This is a genomic window from Flavobacterium bizetiae (assembly GCF_024271895.1).
Classification (GTDB): Bacteria; Bacteroidota; Bacteroidia; order Flavobacteriales; family Flavobacteriaceae; genus Flavobacterium; species Flavobacterium bizetiae.
The window spans coordinates 3,545,422-3,563,097 of record NZ_CP091861.1 but is presented as its reverse complement, the minus strand read 5'-3'; the positions used below and the strand labels follow the sequence as shown (position 1 = coordinate 3,563,097).

Annotated in this window: 13 protein-coding genes and 2 riboswitches; of the genes, 3 read left to right on the top strand and 10 right to left on the bottom strand. The window is 36.3% G+C overall.

Features of this window, described 5'->3' with window-relative positions; translation table 11 throughout:
* Window positions 1-47: 47 nt before the first annotated feature.
* Window positions 48-1,508 carry an amino acid permease gene (locus L0669_RS15285; protein ID WP_263758617.1) on the bottom strand — a complete coding sequence of 487 codons (1,461 nt, stop codon included), beginning with the start codon at window positions 1,506-1,508 and terminating at the stop codon, window positions 48-50.
* A gap of 412 nt (window positions 1,509-1,920) precedes the next feature.
* Entirely contained in the window at window positions 1,921-2,901 is a 981-nt protein-coding gene (locus tag L0669_RS15280) for a TlpA disulfide reductase family protein (protein ID WP_263758616.1), read from the bottom strand.
* Between the two features lie 255 nt (window positions 2,902-3,156).
* A riboswitch (SAM riboswitch) is annotated at window positions 3,157-3,256 on the bottom strand.
* A 285-nt stretch (window positions 3,257-3,541) separates the two neighbouring features.
* Here L0669_RS15280 and L0669_RS15275 point away from each other — a divergent pair.
* Window positions 3,542-4,612 (top strand): outer membrane protein assembly factor, encoded by a 1,071-nt coding sequence (locus L0669_RS15275; RefSeq protein ID WP_263758614.1) that lies wholly within the window; start codon window positions 3,542-3,544, stop codon window positions 4,610-4,612.
* A gap of 304 nt (window positions 4,613-4,916) precedes the next feature.
* Here L0669_RS15275 and L0669_RS15270 read toward each other — a convergent pair whose 3' ends face one another.
* Both L0669_RS15270 and L0669_RS15265 read right to left on the bottom strand, forming a co-directional pair.
* Window positions 4,917-5,339, bottom strand: coding sequence for an MgtC/SapB family protein (locus L0669_RS15270; protein ID WP_173969319.1), 423 nt, complete (start codon window positions 5,337-5,339; stop codon window positions 4,917-4,919).
* Between the two features lie 99 nt (window positions 5,340-5,438).
* A complete protein-coding gene (locus L0669_RS15265) occupies window positions 5,439-5,810 on the bottom strand; it encodes a winged helix-turn-helix transcriptional regulator (RefSeq protein WP_263758613.1) in 372 nt (123 codons plus the stop codon).
* Window positions 5,811-5,967: 157 nt separating this feature from the next.
* Here L0669_RS15265 and L0669_RS15260 point away from each other — a divergent pair, with 157 nt between their 5' ends.
* Window positions 5,968-6,498: an NAD(P)H-dependent oxidoreductase gene (locus L0669_RS15260; protein ID WP_263758612.1), complete on the top strand. Its 531-nt coding sequence runs from the start codon at window positions 5,968-5,970 to the stop codon at window positions 6,496-6,498.
* Window positions 6,499-6,582: 84 nt separating this feature from the next.
* Here the strand turns inward: L0669_RS15260 and L0669_RS15255 are convergent, their stop codons facing one another.
* Genes L0669_RS15255 through L0669_RS15230 form a run of 6 tightly spaced genes read right to left on the bottom strand, consistent with a single transcriptional unit; the run spans window position 6,583 to window position 14,587 of the window.
* Window positions 6,583-7,530, bottom strand: coding sequence for a DUF4465 domain-containing protein (locus L0669_RS15255; protein WP_263758611.1), 948 nt, complete (start codon window positions 7,528-7,530; stop codon window positions 6,583-6,585).
* Between the two features lie 58 nt (window positions 7,531-7,588).
* Window positions 7,589-8,818, bottom strand: a complete 1,230-nt coding sequence (locus tag L0669_RS15250) for a hypothetical protein (RefSeq protein ID WP_263758610.1) — start codon at window positions 8,816-8,818, stop codon at window positions 7,589-7,591.
* 7 nt (window positions 8,819-8,825) lie between these two features.
* A complete protein-coding gene (locus L0669_RS15245; RefSeq protein ID WP_263758608.1) occupies window positions 8,826-10,061 on the bottom strand; it encodes a hypothetical protein in 1,236 nt (411 codons plus the stop codon).
* A 38-nt stretch (window positions 10,062-10,099) separates the two neighbouring features.
* Complete coding sequence (locus L0669_RS15240; RefSeq protein ID WP_263758607.1) at window positions 10,100-11,386, bottom strand: cell surface protein; 1,287 nt, start codon at window positions 11,384-11,386, stop codon at window positions 10,100-10,102.
* A gap of 10 nt (window positions 11,387-11,396) precedes the next feature.
* The gene (locus L0669_RS15235) at window positions 11,397-12,542 is read right to left on the bottom strand and encodes a DUF5074 domain-containing protein (protein ID WP_263758606.1); all 1,146 of its coding nucleotides are present in this window, start codon (window positions 12,540-12,542) and stop codon (window positions 11,397-11,399) included.
* Window positions 12,539-14,587, bottom strand: coding sequence for a TonB-dependent receptor (locus L0669_RS15230; protein WP_263758605.1), 2,049 nt, complete (start codon window positions 14,585-14,587; stop codon window positions 12,539-12,541). Before L0669_RS15230 ends, L0669_RS15235 begins: the two co-directional genes overlap by 4 nt.
* Before the next feature lie 114 nt (window positions 14,588-14,701).
* Window positions 14,702-14,909, bottom strand: a riboswitch (cobalamin riboswitch).
* Window positions 14,910-15,192: 283 nt separating this feature from the next.
* On the opposite strand from L0669_RS15230, the gene L0669_RS15225 reads away from it, so the two are divergent.
* Complete coding sequence (locus L0669_RS15225; protein ID WP_263758604.1) at window positions 15,193-17,616, top strand: T9SS type B sorting domain-containing protein; 2,424 nt, start codon at window positions 15,193-15,195, stop codon at window positions 17,614-17,616.
* The last annotated feature ends 60 nt before the right edge of the window (window positions 17,617-17,676 follow it).

Below are 17,676 nucleotides of genomic sequence, written 5' to 3'. Positions count from 1 at the left end.
AAATTAACTTCTTTTTTGAAACTTTGATTTCTTGCTGAACTTTTAGATTACTGATCTAAATGTTCTTGCTCTTTTCTTAATTTGCTGTGTCGTTTTCCGTATAAAAAATAAAAAACAATCCCAATTGCCATCCAGATAAATAAGCGTTCCCAACTTTCGAGAGGAAGTCCTGTCATTAGGAAAACGCATACGCCGATACCTAAAATGGGTACAAAAGGTACAAGCGGAACTATGAATCCTCGTTTTGCATCGGGACTTGTTTTTCTTAGAATGATAATACCTAATGATACTAATGAAAAGGCAAATAGGGTTCCGATGCTTACCATATGTCCTAAATCTGAAATGGGTACAAATCCGGCCAATAAACTCACGAATACCATGAAGAAAAGGTTGCTTTTCCAGGGTGTTTTGAATTTGCTGTGTATATCACTAAAAAAGGATGGTAAAAGTCCGTCTTTAGACATGCTGTAAAAAACTCTCGATTGTCCCATAAGCATTACGAGAATCACAGAGGTATATCCGGCTAAAATCGCAATGATTAAAGCGCTGTTTAAGAAATGAAATCCTGTAACCGCAAAAGCAGTTGCCGCCGGACTTGCATCGCCAATAAAGGTTTTATACGAAACCATTCCTGTCATAACATAAGAAAACGCAACGTATAAAACAGTCGCTACTAAAAGCGATCCTATAATACCAATTGGCATATCTTTTTGTGGATTTTTAGATTCCTGCGCGGCTGTAGAAACGGCATCGAAACCAATAAAACCAAAGAATACTACAGCGGCACCTCTAACAATTCCTGACCAGCCAAAATGACCAAATTCTCCTGTATTTTCAGGTATAAAAGGGTGATAATTTTCTTGTTGAATAAAAGACCAGCCTAAAACAATAAATAACACAATGACACTTAGTTTTAGCAATACCAGTAAATTGTTCATCGTTGCTGATTCTTTAGTTCCTTTTGCCAAAACCAACGAAAGCAGTGCTACAATTACAATGGCAGGAAGATTGACGATTCCGCCACTTAAAGTCGATCCGTCGGCTAGTTTTATTGGATCGAATGGTGAACTGGTTAATTCCGGAGGTAAATTGATATGAAGCTGTGCTAACAATTTAGTTGCATAACTCGACCAGCTTACTGCGACGGTTGCAGAGGCCAATGCATATTCAAGAACCAGATCCCAACCAATAATCCAGGCCATAAATTCGCCCATTGTTGCGTACGTATAGGTATAAGCGGAACCGGCAACGGGAATCATCGAGGCATATTCGGCATAGCATAATGCACAAAAAGCACAGGCTACGGCTGCCAGAATAAAAGATAAAATAACGGCTGGTCCGGCATTTTCGGCTGCTACAATTCCTGTAAGCGAAAATATTCCTGCTCCTACAATGGCGCCAATTCCTAATGCAACAAGGTTTAATGGCCCTAACGAACGTTTTAATCCTGCTCCTTCATTCTGCTCATTTTCTGAGACTAATCTTTCTATTGATTTTTTTAATATCATAATTTTATTGTTGAGAATACGTTTTTTATTTCGCTTTTTGATGGCGTTTTAATCGTTATTCTGCTGGTAATGTTTAATGCTAAACGGATAGAAATATTCTATTATAATTTTAATAAAACTACATTCCCAAGGGGTTTAGACGTTTTTAATAATAATAAAACCTGCAAAGTTTTAAAACCTAAACTGTGAAGAACTTTGGTTTTACTTAAAATAGCCACAATCATTGTCATTTCGACGAAGGAGAAATCTCCGCAAGTAATTCCGCAATCATAATCGACAATCTTTGTCGAGCTTCTCGCGAAGATTTCTCCTTCGTCGAAATGACAAAAATGCGCAGATGAACTTGAAAATTGAACTATTCGCAAAGTTCTTTACAGTCTTGGTTTTAAAAGCTCGAAAGCCCTGTAGTTCTTTATTTGATAAGCGATTTAAGTGTAGCCTGCAGTTCTTCGCCGTGAAGATTTTTTGCTACAATAATACCTTTAGAGTCTACGAGATAATTGCCTGGAATTGCTCTTACTCCGTATAATTTTGCGATAGCGCTATTCCAGAATAATAAATCGGAAACTTGTAACCAGTCTAAGTGATCGTCCTGAATTCCTTTTATCCAGTTTTCTTTCTTTTTATCTAAAGAAATACCAATAATATTAAATCCTTTATCATGATATTCTTTGTAAGCGGCAACGATATTTGGGTTTTCTTTTCTACAAGGTCCACACCATGACGCCCAAAAATCAACTAAGGTGTATCCCTTTAGATTTTCTGAAAAACGAACCGATTTTCCTTCGGGATCTTTAGACACGAAATCCGGTGCTTTTTTCCCTACCTGCAATCCGTTAAGTACTTTTACAAGTTCCTGTAGTTCTTTCACGTAAGTGGAATTTTGCTGACTCTTATCTAAAAGTGCAATGTTTTGTGTTATTTGTTCCGGGCTTAGTCTATACGACCAATTTCGATACAATACGTATGCAGAAACCAGAGAACCAGGATGTTCTGTTATAAATTTACTTATATTAATATCGTTTGATTTTCTATAAAGATTAAACAAATCCTGAGACGCAGAACCTTCTACAATGGATGTGCTGTAATATTTAACGGGGCTTAATTTTACCGTAATGGGAGATTTTTCAAGGAATATATACAATGGCGAATTTGATGTATTTACGCTTAATCCGTAGAGTTCCGGTAATTTTACTTTTGTTTTAAAACTAAATTTACCATCTGTAACTTTTACAGAATCTATAGTGGTAAACATCTTGTTATGAAACTTTTGCAGATATACATATTGCGCAACAGTATCTACAACTGTTCCTTTTAACTGTACATTTGCCTCTTGTGCCTGAGTTGTTGTTGCGGCAAGACACAGGGCCAGAAATACTACTATTTTTTTCATTGGGTTTGTTTTTAAAAAATTGGACATAGAAATTCCGAGACCATTATAAAAATGATCTGTTATTTAGGGATAAAAAGGGAAAGGGATTTTTGAGAAAAGTTACGTGTATTGCATTCGGAAAATCGAAAAAGGATTTTCTCTTTTTGAAAATAAGTTACATTGTTCTGGACAGTCGGATAATATTTGTTCAGTTTTCATTCTAAAAAATAAATGATTTAATACTTAATGATCTTATGCAGATTTACTAATGAAATCTTCTTATCTGTCCGCCTTGACGGAAGGATTTAGCACCTTATTTGGCAACAGGTTGCTAAGACATCACCGGGCCTACTCCCTCAGTCTTTCTGGATAAGTTCATGTAGATTTTTTCTACTCTGCAAATATATAATATAAATTCTATGTAATTAGTAGAGTTTTAATTTATTTTTAAAAATATTTTAAATTAAGCTGTAGAGAATCTGATTGTTTTCTGTTTTTCAGCCCATAAAGTCCTCTTTCTTAAAACTTTAGAAAAAAATTTTTATCTTTAAGTTTTATATGAAGGCAAAAAAATGTTCCAAAGCATTTTATAACCATTTCATTTCATGCGCTTTAGAATACATAAACGGTTTATAAGAACTAATTTAAAAGTAAATTTAAAATGCAGAAAATTCTACCTTTCGTCATCATGTTCTTGTGGTCTTCAGGCATTTGGAGCCAAACAAAATCTAAAGATAGTATCGCAAAATCTAAGGCTGATAAAAATATTGATTTTAATGTAATGCCTTATTTAAATTATAATCGCACTCTTGAATTTATGTTTGGCGCAATCCCAATGATGATGTACAAAGTAAACAAGGCTGATACTATTTCGCCTAAGTCTTTATCTGGAATTTCTGCTGTTTACAGTACTAATAAATCGTATTTTATTGCGTCGTTTAACAAATGGTATTTTAAAGAAGATACCTGGCGCGGGCAATTATTTTTTGCAACGGGCGACCAGAATGCACAATTTTATGCGGATGATATTGATGTACCGGGGTTTTACGATTACAGTACCAAAACGACTATGGTCAATTTTAGTCTTCAGCGTAAAGTGATAAAATACTTATATGCAGGTATTGGTTATGCTTACGCGCATTACAATACAAATTATCAGGATAATGTTGAGCCAACATCTGTTACGCACACTAATGGCTTACAATTGAATATGATGTACGATACGCGTGATGCTGTTTATTATCCGACAAAAGGAAGTAAAATAAAATTACGCTGGCTTAATTATCCGGAATGGTTTGGAAATGATGTTACTGCGAATAAAATCCTCTCTGAATACAATACTTATTTCCCAATGCGAAACGGAACCGATGTATTAGCAGCCCGATTTGCAGGAAAGTTCGGTTTGGGAACTATTGCTTTCGAACAGCAAGTTACGATTGCTAATGAAGACATTAGAGGATATTCTGAAGGCAAATACCGTGGCGACGGACTTATGGCTCTTCAGGGTGAATACCGATACAATTTTAATAAAAGAATGGGACTTGTGGGTTTTGCGGGAATTGCGACTATTTATGGTTCTGATACCAAAAGTTTCGATTGGGGATTATATCCCGGAGCTGGTGTTGGGTATCGATACCGAGCTTTTAAGTCTGAAAAATTTAATATAGGATTGGATGCTGCTGTTGGTAAAGGCGATTGGGGGCTTTATTTTAGAATTGGCGAGGCTTTTTAAAAGATAAAATTAATCTCGCAAAGGCGCTAAGACGCAAAGTTTAAACTCAATATTGTCATTTCGACGCAGGAGAAATCTCCGCGAGAAGCTCGACAAAGATTGGACTTGCGTTGCGGAGTTCCTTACGGAGATTTCTCCTGCGTCGAAATGACAAATCTTTGCGCTTTTGCGAAAGATTTATTCAATACAATATTTAAGATGTCCTTAAATTAATTACATTCAGCTAAAGCTGAGCGCTATTTATTCTTGGTTCTTTCCTCTTTCCTCTATGTTCTATTCTCTATATTCTATCTTCTCTCTCCTCCTACTTCCTATTCCTCATCCACTTTTCTATCGGCTCTAAAACTGTATTTACAATCGTTACCAGAAAAGTACAAATCAAGGCTTCGGCAAAATATCCTGAAGCGGCAATACAACCAATGGCGGCGCTGCACCAGATTGTAGCGGCAGAATTTAATCCGTGTACATTTGCGCCTTCTCTAAAAATAACTCCGGCTCCCAGAAAACCCACTCCCATAACGACCTGAGCGGTAATACGGGTAACATCGATATTGGGTGCGGTTGCTGCGACTTTTATCGATAATAAGACAAAAGCAGCTGCTCCTGTTGCTACCAGCATATTGGTTTTTAGTCCCGTTTCTTTATGGTGCCATTGTCGTTCAAAACCTATAATTAATCCGGCAAATAAGGCTATTACCAATCGGGTGAAGAATTCTGTCGTACTCAAAATTATTGTTTTATAAGATTAGAAAACATCTTTATTTTTTCAAAGATTAAATATAAGAATTTTCAGGATTATATAAATTCTAAAGTTTTGCTTTGCGCATTACAATTCTTCTGTTTCCAGAATTTGATTTTCTAGTATATTTTGTAACTGAGGCGCAAATGCTAATCCCCATTTATCAAGGGCAACGATTAAAGGCATGAGAGATTCTCCTGATTCTGTTAGAAAATATTCTACTTTTAGAGGGATTTCATTATAGATTGTTTTACCTAAAAGTCCGTGAAATTCGAGTTCTTTCAATTGATTTTGCAATACTCTTTTGGTAATTCCTGTTACAACGTTTACCAGATCTTTAGGCCGTTTTGTTCCTTTCGAAATTTCATCTAATAAACAAAATTTCCATTTAGAACCTACTACTTCCATCGCTACATTAAGTCCGCAATTATAATCTATTGGTATTTTTCGCTGATACATACTCATTTCTTTTAGAACTACAAAAGTACTGAGAAATGCCGTTTTTGTATCAAAATTTCATGGTGATTAATTAATCACTATATGATTAATTCGCCCCTTATTGTTGTATCGCTGAATGAGTTTGATCTTTGCAGTTGTAATTTTTAATATTTATACAATGAAAACTCTGGTCATTATAATTCATCCCACGCTTGAAAATTCTTTAATTAATAAAAGATGGATCGAAGAATTAAAAAAATATCCCAATCAATATACTTTGCACAATTTGTACAGTTTGTATCCTGATGAAAAGATTGATGTAGAAAAAGAACAACAACTCATAGAAGCGCATGATAGCATTGTATTTCAGTTTCCATTTTACTGGTTCAATTGTCCGCCATTGTTAAAGAAATGGCTTGATGAAGTTTTTACTTACGGATGGGCTTATGGCAGTACAAGCGGTTATAAAGTAGCCAATAAAAAAATTGCACTTGCGATTTCTGCAGGTATTACTAAAGAAGATTATAGCGCAAGCGGAAGATATAAATATACTCTGGAACAACTGACAACTCCGTTTGAGGTTACGTTTAATTATGTAAAAGCCAATTATCGTCCTTTATTTGCTTTTTATAATGCCGAAAACAATCCTTCGACTGAAAGTATAGAAGAAAACGCGAAAGAGTATATTGCTTTTCTGGAAGCGTTATAAGAAGAATATTTATTGGGGAAGAAATATTTATAAAAAAAGCTGCAAGAAACCTTGCAGCTTTTATATGTAATGAGATTAATATATTTAATCTACACGTTTTACAGAAAGTTTGTCTAAGCAAAAATAAGCTGCTGTGTTCATTCCGTAAACTAAATCTGAATCTGTCGAAGTCATTTGGAAAACAAGGTATTTTACTTCTCCTAAACTCTGAAGATTACTTGTATTTACGTTTACCCATCCTGTAGGCATCACTAATGAAGACCCGTTATGGTTGGCTAATGTATGTACAATAGGATTCGTAACTGTTCCGTCTTCAGCAACTCCATAAATTAATAATTTAAAAGAATCACCTGAGGCAAAAGCTCTTGCAAATCCATCTCCGTATAAACAACCGTAATATGGCCATGGATGCATGTTTATTTTTAAACCTTCTACTTTGTATAATCCTGTGTTTCCAATTTTAATCCAGTTAGAAAAACCGCTTTCGCTAAAAGTAGTTCCTTGTGGATTTTTAGGATCTAAATAACTTGACCAATAAGCCACGATATAAGGATCACCAGTTGTTCCCGGAGTTCCTGCCGCAATTGTAGACGAAGAACCAAAACCGCTTCCGGCCATAGTTCCCCATTGATGAGGCACCCATCCGTCAGAACCTCCAGGAGCTGAACCTGAACCATAATTTGTAATGTCATTTACATTAGAAACGATAAAACCATCCCAATAATTGTAACCTGAAGAGGTTCCTGTATGCGAAAACGTAAAAATATCAACATTTAAATTCGTGTTAGCTACATACGTGTTTTCCCAGTATTTACCACCCGTTGTAGTGATTCCGCTGGTTAATAATGAACTGGTTAAATTAAGCGTTGATGTGGTTCCGATTGCTGGATCGGTAACTGTTTTTTTTGTGATACCATTGGCGCTTTTTGCTACTGCACTTGCGCTTTCGTTGCTTAAAGGGGCGTCATCATTGTTACACGATGAAAGTCCTAAGAAAAGACCAACTGTCAAAAAATAAAGTACTTTTTTCATAATTTATAAAATTTAGGGTTAATATTCGTCTTTAATAACTTTCAGGAAAAGGTGGTTTTTACTTGATTGCTTTTGGGAAATTCAAATCTTCTACGTGTGTAAAAAAATTAGTTACCAAGTCTGTTGCGCCGGCTTCAGCATATGTCGAAACGTATACTTTTACAAAATCGATTCCAGGTAAATGAACTTTTTTTCCGTTGCTGTCTACAGCCCAGCTAATATCTATTGATGGGTCTTTGATACCTCCGTAACCCCACTCAAAAGTTCCTACGTTATAGGTTGTTCCTTCTCCATCGCTTACATCTTTTACAGGCAGGTAGATTTTTGTTCCTTTTAATGTGTAAGATTCCCCCATCCATTGTGGGTAATAATTATAGCGTCTCCATTTTTTTGTTCTTGTGATAAAACCTGCTGCCGTTTTATTGTCGGTCCATTTAAGATATTCTTTATCAAACTGCCAGTCTTTTGTACCTGTTACAGCAGCTTTGCCAGCATTTGGTTTGTTGTATGTAATTTCATAATTCTTTACAGTAGTCGATTTATTGTATTCACTACCAGCAATTTCATACCATTCGTTATCGTCTGCAATACCGTTTTTGTTTGCATCATAAGCAACATAAACACTCACAGGAGAAACTTTTGAGTTACCGCTGTCTTCATTCATTTGAATCTTAAAATCACGTTTTCCGTAAGCATTTATTACTGTATGATCAAATGCTGTGGTAATAGATCCCCCGAAAGTCCCTAACGGAACTGCATTTCCTTCTATAAGATCTGACTTCACTTGTTCCAGAACTTCTGCTTTTGTAGTAAAACCATAATTATCAAGATTATAACTCGGAGCAGGTACATAATCGATTAGCGATAATGCTTTTGAAGTATAGGTTTTTCCCGTTTCTGAAACTGTAACTTTTGTAGAAGCTTGTTTTACCAATTTGCCCAATGTTACCGTTAGATCTACCGCATAATTAGCTGCTTTTGCTGTTATAAACTGTAAGTTTTTGGTATCTCCAATAACAGAATCTTTTAGAGCTCCGCCAGTTCCGGTTACTTTTACTGTCCATTTGTATTTTGCAAGTTCAGCATCAGCGTTTTCGATTAATACTTGTGGTTCTAAGGTTACTGCATTGTATCGGCTTACGGTAAAATCTGAGGCTAATTTTAATGAAAGAGAAGCTTCTTTAACGGGTTGCGTTTCCGGATTATCTTGTTTTGAATCGTCATTACTACAGCAATAAAAAGCGCCAATAGCTACCAGAAACAAACCATGTTTTAAATACTTTTTCATATTCTTATTATTTTACTTTTTTTAGATTGTATTTTTTTAATAAATGAAGGTCTCCTGCTCCTGCAAATTTGGTAGCCATAGAAGATTGCTGATGGCAAAGTCCCATTGGTTCGCTAACACAGTTCATTACTTTTATAAAATTAATTCCCGGAAGATTGGCTTTGTTTCCGTTTTTATCTACTGCCCAGTCAATATCAATATCCGGATTCACTGCATTTGCATATCCCCATTGTGGCGCTGTAAAATTCCATAGTGTAGTTTGCCCCGGACGCGCCGTAACAAAATCTACATTAAGTCTTGTTCCTTCGTACGTAACTGCGGTTTGAGTAGCCCATAAAGGATAATATTCTTTTTTGCTTTTAGATCTTGGCAAGTAGTATGACTCAGGTGAGTTATTTTCGCATAAGACGTGCTCACGATCAGAAAACATATCATTTGGTCCGCCTACTACAACAGGAGCTCCGGCAGCTTTTTTATGGTAAGTAATTTTAAAATTCTTTGTTGTGTTGGCTTTCGTATGCTGGCTTCCTGCGATTTCATACCATTCGTCTTCGTCTGGTTTTCCGTTGCCATTTTTATCATAAGCAACATATACAATTCCGGGTGCCGGCGGATTCGCTTTGTCTGTTAAATCTCCTCCGTAAATTCTAAAATCACTTTGTCCTGCAACATTTACAACGGTATGATCGAAACCTACAATGATAGAACCTCCAAAACCTCCCAAGTCTAATTGGTAACCTACGTTGGTTTCATTGATTCTGCCCAAAGCAGTACGTAACATATCTTCTTTTTTAAAGCCGTCTTTGTATAAATCATTGGCAAACATACCTGGAGCAGGATCAAAATCGAAAATACTCGTGATGTACGGATTGTAATTTTTAGTTTCGTTTGTTACGTTTACGATTGTTTTTTTGCTGCCTTTTTTATCTCCTGACGAAACATTTAAAGTAAGTTCATAAGCCCCAGGATAAATGGCAACAAAACGTAAGTCTTTTGTATTTCCTACGATAGAATCTTTAGTCTGGTTAACAGGATTTTTTGATAACACCCATTCGTAAACAGGACTTGCAATTTCGGCAGAAGCCGGTATATTTAAAACACTAAATGTTGCTGCTTCGTATTTTTCCTGAAGTGTAATTGCTATCGCTTTTTGTTCAGGTTTATCATCATCATTGTTGCTGCTGCATCCTGTAAAGACGGCTGCAATGGCAATTAATAATAAATGGGTAAAGTTTTTTTTCATGGTTTTGGTATTAATATTTAATTTAACATTCTATAATTCTACTTTCTGGTCGGAATATTTTCTCCCAAAAGGTGCAAATCTGTCGCTCCCATTATTTCGGTAGAAGTTTCGCCCAGCCATCCTGCCTGCTGACTTAGACCATTGTATACTTTTACAAAATCTACTCCCGGAAGGTGAATTTTGTTTCCGTTTTTATCAATCGCCCAGTCAATATCTATAGCCGAATCGTCGTCGTTGTTGGGTGCGTTATCTGCATATCCGTACAAAAATGCATACTGAACATAATAACTTCCGGTTCCGCTTTCATCAACTGCATTGTCCGGTAATCTTGTTCCTTTAAAAGTCAGGCTTGGCTGATCTTTAAGCCATTTTGGCCAATAATCTAAGGAGTGATTGTAGGCATTATTTTGTACCAAATAACCGTCTTTGCCCTGATTGTCTTTCCAGTAGATGTATTCTATATCTGTAAAAAGAACACCTCCTGTACCTCCTCCGGGAACGGGTGCTTTATTGGGATCAGGTCTGTAATAAGTGATTTCGTAATTATGAATCGTTTTTTCCATTTTGTGTCCGGCGCCTTCTATTTCGTACCATTCATCATCCGGAAGTCCGTTTTTATTTTTGTCGTAAGAAACCATGATAACTCCGGCTTCACTGCTTCCACCGCGCATCGTAGCATCTGGATTTGGGTTGGCTTCTGCCCAGAAAGCATTACCTAAAACTCTAAAATCGCGTTTCCCTTTTATATTTACCACGGTATGATCAAATCCAAAAACGATGTAACCTCCAAATGCGCCAAGTGAAATAAGATCTCCGTTTTTCTTGGCAAGGTATGTATTGGCTCTGGCCAAAATTCTTTCGGCAGTTTCTCCGTCATTGGCTGCGGGTAAATCATTTATAAATTGTCCCGGTGCAGGTCTAAACTCAAATACTTTGTCTATAAAAGTTTTGTATTCCTTTGTTTCCTTGGTTACGTTTACTTTTACTTTTTGTGTTTGTACTATTCCCTGATCGTTGATTAGAAGTGTAAGTTCATAAACACCAACATCTGTAGCGGCAAATAAAGTTTCTTTGGCTGTAACATCAGAAAACGCATAATTTTCAGATGGTCCTTTTGTTACGCTCCATGTAAATTTCGCATCTGCACTCAAGCCATTCTTTGCTGTAACTGCTATTATTTTAGAACGTTGTATTGTGTATTCGTTTTCTACAATAGTTTCTCCGTTATCATCGTCATTCGAACCACTATCAGAACAATTGGTAAGTGTTAGTGCTATTAATAAAAGCACCGCGAATCGAAAATGTTTTAAAAAGTTGTGATACATTTTTTTCATTTTAATTTTTAGTTATAAAAGCAATATGTGCGGGAATATTTCCGCCTGTAGTTTTCCATTTTAATTTGCCTTCCGGCGTAAAGCAATAGATGTAGCCTGTTACTACATAATTCTGGGCATCCGTAATATAGATTTCCTTGGTTTCAGGATTTACCTGAAGTCCGTACGGAATCATTATTTGTTTGTCTGTACCGTCTGTAATAATCTTGTCGCTGATTACTTTTTTCGTTCTGGTGTCCATTATTCCGTAGGTCACTTTGTTACTATTTGTGAGATAACTCCATGATACACTGTAGTAATAGAGTAAATCATCAACGAGACACATTCCTAAAACCGGCATATTGAGCTGCATTTTTTTCTCATCGGTTTTGGTGTCAATCACAAAAAGATTCGAAGGCGTATTGTAATAATCTCCTCTTGAACTCACATAAATATCTCCTCTGCTGTCTATTTCCATACTATACAGATTGATACCTACGTCTATCTTTTTTATTTCGGTAAACGTTTCAAGATCAATTACAGACACGGTTCTGTCATAATTAGGCACTCTGTAACCTCCTGAATTGGCCACGTATAATTTCCCGTTGTGCACGACCATTTGTTCAGGTTGATATCCTACGTTTACTTTTCGTTTTATTTCTAATGATATTGTATCTATTTCTGCAACAAAACCTATTTCGGCATTAGGGTCAATAGCAACTGGGCCTGCATAAGAACTCACATAAGCTTTGTCTTTATAAAAAGCGACATAACGACAATTAGGAATGTCTATTTTTTTGATACGTTTTGCTGTCCATTTATCAATAACTTCTACTTTATTGGAAACATTAATTACAGCATAAACCTTGTTGCCGTAAATTTGAATATCATTTCCAACGTCTCCCAGTTCCTTTACTACTGTAGGATTTCGTTCTGAATAAATATCGGTGGTATAGTTTCCTGTTCGGTAACTGAATATGTCTATACTCGCCCTATTCATTCCCATATTACCTTCATTAAGAAGATAAAAACCTTCAATATTTCCGTCGCTTCTTGGTGCGGCAACACTTTTAGAAGAAGATGGAAAAATGGTTTCGTCTTCTCTACAGGAGACAAAAGCAAGGCTTATCAATAAACCGAGGACTAACTTTGTTGTGATCTTTTTCATAGCTCGATACTTATTATAAATTTCATTGTGCGACCCGGCATCGGATAATTATAAATTACCTCGTATTGCTGATCGAAAACATTATTAAGTTCTATTGCGCCTTTCATTTTATAATGCTGAAATGCAAATGATTTTTGTATCGCCAAATCGTGCGTATACCAAGGCTGAACTTCGTTGACTTTTATATTATTGACATTCCCGTTGTATCGTTTTCCTACATATACAAAACTGTAGTTGAAATTCCAGGTTTCGTATTCGGCATTTAGTATTCCGGATCCGCTGTGCCACGGTGTATAAGGTATCTGGTCTCCATAAGAAGATAATTCAAGACCATTAAATTTGGTAAAATCTCTGCTTTCAGAAAAAGTATAAGTTAGATTGGTGCTTAAATTTACCTTGCCAATATGCATTCCCATATTTATAACAGATTCTATTCCTTTACCTTTCACCTGCCCCATGTTTGTCATCATCCAGCGAAATAAATTTCCTGTTGGCGCTGCCACAATTTTGTCTTTAGTATTGGTGTAATATCCATCGACCTGAAAAGATATCTTATCGAAAAATCCTTTATTTACAGGTAAATTATAGGTAAAACCAACATCGTACTGATTCATATATTCTGGCCTCAAAGTACTCGAACCAACCATCGTATAATACAAATCATTAAAAGTGGGCATTCTAAAAATACGTTTTGCAAATGCTCTTATATTAAAATCGTATGCTGCAAAGGGTGTGTAACCCAGAAATAATGCCGGAGTGAATTCTTTTTTATCCGGGGCTTTTGCATTGTAACGCACTTCTTCCTGAACATAAGTACCTACAACGCTTCCTAAGGCTTTAAACCGGCCAAGTCTGTAGGAACTTGCCAAAGAAAATAATGCTGTATAACGTTCCGGAAAAGAAAACTGGGTTTGTATTCCTTTTCGGGTTGCGTTTAATCTATTGTACTGAAAATCTGTAGACAACGAAACATCCCAATTTGACAATATACTGTACATGTTTACGGCCGAGAAATAATATTCCTGCTGATAATAACTATCGTCAGATTGTGCGCCTTCGGTTACTGTTTCGCCCAATATATTGGTCGTATCTCTGGCTACGTAATGTGTATAATCATAAGCATATTTTGCTTTGGCCTGAAACTTATATCTTTTTGTAAAATCTTTAATTAAAGTTCCTTGTGCAAAAAAATTCTTGTCGTATTGTCTGAAACCGTCTGAAAATTTATTCTCTACAATTGCTCCCGGCGCTCCCCTATCAGAATCATAATAATACACTTTGGCATCCCACGAACCATTGTGAAGTTTTCCGTAAAGACCGGTTTCAAATCGTAAAGCTTCGATATCGCTATTGTGTCTTGTGGCAGTGGTATCGTAGGCAACGGTTCCGTCAAGATTATTTCTTTTGTATCTAAATTTATACTGACCGTTAGACTTTATGTATTCAGAGCTTACGTTCATGCTCACTTTATCGCTCAGCTTTTGTTCCCATCTAAAAGAAGGATCAAAATAATTGATTGACATGGTTTTAAATCGAACCAGTAAATTTGTCTTTTTATCCCCAACAAAAACAGGACGTTTTGTTCTTAGATAAATGGTCGATGCGGCAGAAAAGTCTTTTGCCGATTGAAAAATTTCGCTTTTTTGACCATTATATAAGGTTAGGGATTCCATATCATCTAAGGAATATTTCCCAAGATCTGTCACTCCGTTTTGTGCATTTCCTAACTGAATACCATCATAAAAAACACCAACATGATGCGTACCCATATTACGTACATCGACCGTTTTAAGTCCCCCGAGACCACCGTAATCCTTAATTTGAATTCCTGCAAAATATCTAAGGGCATCCGCAACATTATGGCTCGCTAAATTCTCCAGTAATTTGCCTGAAAGACTTTGTACCGGAATTACTTCCTGATAGGGTTTGCCTTTTAAGATGACTTCTTTTAATACGCGCAAACTGTCATTAGAAACCTGCGAATGAAGCCAATAAGGGGCAATAAATAAGAAAAGAAAAAAGAGTATTTTTTTTGTATTGTACATCACTGATTTAATTAAATAAACTTCGCAGATGTAGCAATCAAAAAGCAAAAAAAGAGAATCCCGCTATACAATAACAGGTCAATTCTTGTTGTTCAACTTTATTCCACGAAAGTCTTAAACTATGTGATTGTGGCAGGTCTCCTGACTTGTTCTATCTTTAAAACAGCCTTCTCGTCCGCGACAGCGAACAATGGCGTTAGTAATGTTTAAAGACGTATATAGAACTTACAGTAGCGGGTCTGCTCAGGATTTGCACCTGATTCCCTTTTAACTATTTTCTTTACTTTTTTAAAGAAAACAGACCAAAATCTGACGTAAAGATAGGACTAACTTTATAAAAACAAGTATTGCTTGCTAAAAATACATTTTTCACAATAATTTAAGATATATAAGGAAAATTCTATAAAATACGCTAAAAATCATTTTATGATACTGCAGTAAATAAAATAACAGGAGTTTACTTAAAAAGAAAAACTTGAACAAAAAACACAAAAATCACTGTAAATCAATTAATTAAGCTTGGTTTTTTAGTGTTTTTAACTATAAAAGACTTAATTTTAACGTAACTATTTTAAAGTAAGTATCATAATTAACACCTATTTGATATGAATTTAAGAATTACACGCCGTACCCATTTTTTTTTAATTCTGCTTTTTTTATTTAGTTCGACCGTTTTTTCTCAATGTTTTGAAATCCAGAGCATATTAATTGATGCCTGCGGAGGAACACTTGAAGGACGTAATGAAATGGTACGTTTCAAAATTGGAAATGCTCCATTAAACATTAATACTTTAACAGTTATATGGCCCAATAATACCTGGCAAGGCGTTGTTGAGGATGCTACAACGGCAGCTATTGTGGCTCAATTAAATGCTGATATAATTGCAGCAGGTGGCTGTGGGCAAATAGTGGAACCACCCGGAGGAATATTACCGCTTAATGCAACTGCGATACTCGTTACCAGCTACCAAATGACTCCAAGTGCCAATTCATTTGGACCTTTGTCGGAAACGATCTATATGGTTTTTCAAAATTCTATAAATCCTAACGGACACTTTGCTAATTTTGGACCCGCTCCGGGTGCACGAACGCTTACAATGAATTTTGTAGGAAGCTGTTCAGATATTGTGGTTTACGATAGAACACAGTTGAATGATATCAATGGAAATAAAGTAGCAGCAGATGGAGCCACCGTTAACTTTACTCCAGCCGGAGTTGCCAGTTACACTAATAACGGATGTAAAGCACCAGTCCCTCCTTTTACTGTGGATGCAGGGCCTTCTACCCTAACAGCTTGTGCAGGATCTACGATAACTTTGAATGGTGTTGCTGTAGGACAACAATCTGTTGCCTGGTCATCACCTTCCGGAAGTTTTTCTTCACCAGCCACCACAACAACAAATTATACAATTCCGAGTGCAGCCGGCGGAACAACGATAGCACTAACGCTGCAAGCCACTAATACTTGTGGGTTGCAAATTAGTGATGTAATTAATCTATCTGTGACTTCAAACGTTACTCCGGATTTTGCTACAAATTTGACTTTGTGTAATACTGATATCGCGCCAGCTTTGGCTTTAACATCGCCCAACGGAATTACGGGAACATGGAATCCTTCCATCATTAGTACCACAACAAGTGGTAATTATATTTTTACACCAAACGCAGGACAATGTTCTTCAGCAACTACTTTGGCCGTTACTATAACACCTGAAATTACGCCAGATTTTGCTTCAACACTTACTTTATGCAGTACGGATACCGCTCCAACGTTGGCTTTAACTTCTCCTAACGGAATCACGGGAACTTGGAATCCTTCCATTATTAGTACCGCAACAAGTGGTAATTATATTTTTACACCAAATGCAGGACAATGTGCTTCAACTGCAACTTTGGCCGTTACTATAACACCTGAAATTACGCCTGATTTTGCTACAACACTTACTTTATGCAGTACGGATACCGCACCCACTTTGGCTTTAACTTCTCCTAACGGAATCACGGGAACATGGAATCCTTCCATTATTAATACCACAACAAGTGGTAATTATATTTTTACACCAAACACGGGACAATGCGCCACAACAGCAACTTTGGCCATAACTATAACACCTAAAACTATGCCTAATTTTGCGACAACACTTACTTTATGTAATGCTGATACTGCGCCAACTTTGGCTTTAACATCGCCCAACGGAATTACAGGAACATGGAATCCTTCCATTATTAGTACCACAACAAATGGTAATTATATTTTTACGCCTAATGCAGGACAATGCGCTTCAACAACTACTTTGGCCGTTACTATAACGCCTAAAACTACGCCTGATTTTGCTACAACACTTACTTTATGTAGTGCTGATGTCGTTCCAACTTTGGCTTTAACGTCGCCCAACGGAATTACGGGAACATGGAATCCTTCCATTATTAGCACCACAACAAGTGGTAATTATATTTTTACGCCAAACACAGGACAATGCGCCACAACAACAACTTTGGCAGTAAATATTACATCACTTTCTTTCTCTATATCAAAAGAATGTGTGGACAATACCTATTTAATAAAAGCGGTAACCGAATCACCTTCTTCTAATTATAATTTTAACTGGTTGAATGAGAAGGGAGATGCAATAGGATCAAACAATGACACTTTTGATTTTACGGCATACAGCAAAAGTTCTAATGATCAGCTGGTATTTCCTTTACAATTTAAAGTTATTGTAAGTAACGGATCATGCGAAAGTGAGCAAACTTTCGAAATTGAAAATAATTTATGCGGTGTTCCCAATGCGATTTCTCCAAACGGTGACGGAGTCAATGACACCTTCGATCTTACAGCCTATAATGTTACTTCCCTAAAGATATATAATCGTTGGGGCCGAGAGGTTTATGATTTTAGAGGGAGATACGATCAGCAATGGCATGGACAATGGAAAGAAGGAAACAGGTTGCCAATGGGTACTTATTTTTATATTATTTTATCTGATAATGGAGATCAAAAAGCAGGATGGGTTTACTTGGCTTATTAAATATAAAAAGTACAAAATATAACTCTAAAAAAATTATACTTTGTACTTTTTAGCATCTTA

Excerpts from the sequence above, each read along its gene's own strand:
- L0669_RS15285 (WP_263758617.1), bottom strand. The coding sequence starts at position 1,508 with ATGATATTAAAAAAATCAATAGAAAGATTAGTCTCAGAAAATGAGCAG.
- L0669_RS15280 (WP_263758616.1), bottom strand. The coding sequence starts at position 2,901 with ATGAAAAAAATAGTAGTATTTCTGGCCCTGTGTCTTGCCGCAACAACA.
- L0669_RS15275 (WP_263758614.1), top strand. The coding sequence starts at position 3,542 with ATGCAGAAAATTCTACCTTTCGTCATCATGTTCTTGTGGTCTTCAGGC.
- L0669_RS15265 (WP_263758613.1), bottom strand. The coding sequence starts at position 5,810 with ATGTATCAGCGAAAAATACCAATAGATTATAATTGCGGACTTAATGTA.
- L0669_RS15260 (WP_263758612.1), top strand. The coding sequence starts at position 5,968 with ATGAAAACTCTGGTCATTATAATTCATCCCACGCTTGAAAATTCTTTA.
- L0669_RS15255 (WP_263758611.1), bottom strand. The coding sequence starts at position 7,530 with ATGAAAAAAGTACTTTATTTTTTGACAGTTGGTCTTTTCTTAGGACTT.
- L0669_RS15250 (WP_263758610.1), bottom strand. The coding sequence starts at position 8,818 with ATGAAAAAGTATTTAAAACATGGTTTGTTTCTGGTAGCTATTGGCGCT.
- L0669_RS15245 (WP_263758608.1), bottom strand. The coding sequence starts at position 10,061 with ATGAAAAAAAACTTTACCCATTTATTATTAATTGCCATTGCAGCCGTC.
- L0669_RS15240 (WP_263758607.1), bottom strand. The coding sequence starts at position 11,386 with ATGTATCACAACTTTTTAAAACATTTTCGATTCGCGGTGCTTTTATTA.
- L0669_RS15235 (WP_263758606.1), bottom strand. The coding sequence starts at position 12,542 with ATGAAAAAGATCACAACAAAGTTAGTCCTCGGTTTATTGATAAGCCTT.
- L0669_RS15230 (WP_263758605.1), bottom strand. The coding sequence starts at position 14,587 with ATGTACAATACAAAAAAAATACTCTTTTTTCTTTTCTTATTTATTGCC.
- L0669_RS15225 (WP_263758604.1), top strand. The coding sequence starts at position 15,193 with ATGAATTTAAGAATTACACGCCGTACCCATTTTTTTTTAATTCTGCTT.